Below are 2,857 nucleotides of genomic sequence, written 5' to 3'. Positions count from 1 at the left end.
CGGCTTCAAGTCGTGGATGCATCAGAAGGACATGAATATCGTCATGCAGAGCGCCCACGAACTGGGCCTCTGTCTGCCGGTATCGGCGGCAACCGCCCAGATGTACAACGCGATGGTCGGCTCGGGGCTGGGCGAGGAGGATTCGATCGCCATTCTCAAACTGCTCGAACGTCTGTCGGGAGAGGCCGGCTGATGCAGCTCGGTTTCATCGGCCTCGGCGTGATGGGGCGACCGATGGCCCTCCATCTGCTCGGCGCCGGACATCATCTGGCGATCTGGGCGCGTCGACCGGTTTCCAGCGATCCCTTGGTCGACGCCGGCGCGCTACGCTGCGCCAGTCCGGCGGAAGTCGCGCGACGATCCGAGGTGGTGTTCACGATGGTCACGGCCGATGCCGACGTCGAACGGCTGGCCTTCGGTGCCCATGGTTTGGTGGAGGGATTGACCGCCGGTTCGGTCCTGGTGGACATGAGCACCATCGCGCCACCAAGCGCGCGCGCAGTGGCGCAACGCCTCGCCGCGCACGGCGTGGAGATGCTCGACGCGCCGGTTTCCGGCGGCGAGCAGGGTGCCATCGCGGCGACCCTGGTGATCATGGTCGGCGGCAAGGCGAAGGTGCTGGAGCGGGTGCGGCCGCTGTTCGAGTTGCTCGGCAGCAGGCTGGTGCATGTCGGCGATCACGGCGCCGGGCAGGTGGCCAAGGCGTGCAACCAGATGGTCATGGTGGCGGCCATCCAGGCACTCGCCGAGGCGTTGCACCTGAGTGGCGCGGCCGGCGCCGATCCGGCCAGGGTGCGGCAGGCGCTGGCTGGGGGGTCGGCCGCCAGCCGCGTGCTGGAGGTGATGGGCGGCAGAATGGTCGAGCGTGATTTTGCTGCCGGTGTCGAGGCACGTCTGCATCACAAGGATTACGCCGTACTGATTGCGGAAGCGCATCGTCTCGGACTGCCGCTGCCAGTCTCGGGACAGGTTGCCCAGCAACTCAACGCCTTGATGGCGCTGGGCTGGGGGCGTTGCGATACGGCAGTGCTGCTGCGCGTCCTCGAAAGCGGGACACTGCGGCGCCGGCCGGGCGCAGCGCCTGGCTCGCAAGACGATTCCGCACGGGTTGAGCGATGACCATGCGGGTGCGACTCAATCGCCGATCACGTCGGTATTGGCCGGTGGGGTGAAGCGAAACAGCGCAGGCGGCAGGCGGGGGTTGCGCTCGACCTGCGAGAAGGTCAGCGAGGTGGTCTGGCCAAGGCTGTCCAGCAATTCCATGGCCTTCAGCTCGTTGCCGGCAAACCCGAGAAGCACCTTCTCGAAACCACCCTCGGGCGTCTTCGGAACCGCTTCGAGCCATTCCAGCCCATCCCTTTCGCCGGCTTCGCGCAGTTTGAAGTCCCGCTCGATCGTGCCCTCTCCGGAGAGCAGCGAGGCTGGTGTTCCGCCCAGCGCGGCGCCGGCCTTTTTCACCGTGACCTGCCGCAGGTCGGGGTCATGCAGCCAGACCCGCTCGCCATCGCCCACCACCAGTTGGCTGTACGGCTGCTCGATCTGCCAGCGGAACTTGCCCGGGCGCGAGAACATCATCACCCCGCTTGATTTCTGAACGGAACGTCCGTTGCGGGCGGTCACGCTTTGCGCGAAATCGGCGCGCAGCGTGTGCGTCGTGTCGAGATAGCGATGCAGCTTGTCGACCGCCCCGGCATTGGCCATCTGGCCCGCCAGCAGGCAGATCACCACGCATACGGCGCGCCAGATCATTCCTCTTCCTTGCGGGTCAGTACTTCGCGGCCGCCGCGGGCATCCATCGCCGAAACCAGACCGGCCTTTTCCATCGCTTCAATCAGGCGCGCCGACCGGTTGTAGCCAATCCGCAGATGACGTTGCACGAGCGAAATGGATGCCCGGCGGTTCTTCAGGACGACTTCGACCGCCTGATCATAGACCGGATCCGCCTCGCCATCGGGGTCGAGTCCCCCGTTTTCACCGCCCAGGGCAGTGTCCCCATCTTCGTCGCCGGCGGCACCGCTCAGTACGCCTTCGACGTAAGCCGGCGTGCCCGCCTTCTTCAGATAGTCGACCACCCGATGCACTTCCTCGTCGGCGACAAAGGCTCCGTGCACCCGCGTCGGATAACCGGTGCCGGGCGCCAGGTAGAGCATGTCGCCCTGGCCGAGCAGGGTCTCGGCGCCCATCTGGTCGAGAATGGTGCGCGAGTCGATCTTCGAGGAAACCTGAAACGAGATGCGCGTCGGGATGTTGGCCTTGATCAGGCCGGTGATGACATCAACCGAGGGTCGCTGGGTAGCAAGAATCAGGTGGATACCGGCGGCACGTGCTTTCTGGGCGAGACGGGCGATCAGTTGCTCGACGGTCTTGCCGGCGACCATCATCAGGTCGGCCAGTTCGTCGATCACCACCACGATGAAGGGCATGGTGGTCAGCGGTTCCGGCGAATCCGGAGTGAGCGACACCGGGTTGGGGATCTTTTCGCCACTCCTGACGGCATCGTCGATCCGATGATTGAGGCCGGAAATGTTGCGCACACCCATGGCCGACATCAGCTTGTAACGCTTGTCCATTTCACCGACGCACCAGTTGAGCGCGTTGGCGGCCTGCTTCATGTCCACCACCACCGGTGCCAGCAGGTGCGGGATGCCTTCGTAGATCGACAACTCGAGCATCTTGGGATCGACCAAGATCAGACGCACCTGGTCGGGTGCTGCCTTGTAGAGCAGCGACAGGATCATCGCGTTGATGCCCACCGACTTGCCCGAACCGGTGGTGCCGGCGACCAGCAGGTGCGGCATCTTGGCCAGGTCGACGACCAGTGGCTGGCCACCGATGTCCTTGCCCAGGGTCATCGTCA

General features: G+C 65.1%; 4 protein-coding genes. 2 read left to right on the top strand and 2 right to left on the bottom strand.

What is annotated here, in order from left to right; translation table 11 throughout:
- Both JNK99_RS10170 and JNK99_RS10165 read left to right on the top strand, forming a co-directional pair.
- A partial coding sequence (locus tag JNK99_RS10170; protein WP_291852298.1) for an NAD-binding protein occupies positions 1 to 193 on the top strand: 193 nt, incomplete at its 5' end.
- Positions 193 to 1,119 carry an NAD(P)-dependent oxidoreductase gene (locus tag JNK99_RS10165; RefSeq protein ID WP_291852295.1) on the top strand — a complete coding sequence of 309 codons (927 nt, stop codon included), beginning with the start codon at positions 193 to 195 and terminating at the stop codon, positions 1,117 to 1,119. The genes JNK99_RS10170 and JNK99_RS10165, both read left to right, overlap by 1 nt.
- 15 nt (positions 1,120 to 1,134) lie before the next feature.
- On the opposite strand, the gene lolA is transcribed toward JNK99_RS10165, so the two are convergent.
- On the bottom strand, positions 1,135 to 1,749 hold the full coding sequence (gene lolA, locus JNK99_RS10160; protein ID WP_291852292.1) for an outer membrane lipoprotein chaperone LolA: 615 nt from the start codon (positions 1,747 to 1,749) through the stop codon (positions 1,135 to 1,137).
- Positions 1,746 to 2,857, bottom strand: a 1,112-nt coding sequence (locus JNK99_RS10155) for an FtsK/SpoIIIE domain-containing protein (RefSeq protein ID WP_291852288.1), incomplete at its 5' end; no start/stop codon positions are given. The genes JNK99_RS10155 and lolA, both read right to left, overlap by 4 nt.

This window comes from Accumulibacter sp. (assembly GCF_016789985.1).
In the GTDB taxonomy this organism is placed as follows: Bacteria; Pseudomonadota; Gammaproteobacteria; order Burkholderiales; family Rhodocyclaceae; genus Accumulibacter.
Note: the sequence above shows the minus strand (reverse complement) of the source record. Positions and strands in the feature narration are given on the sequence as shown.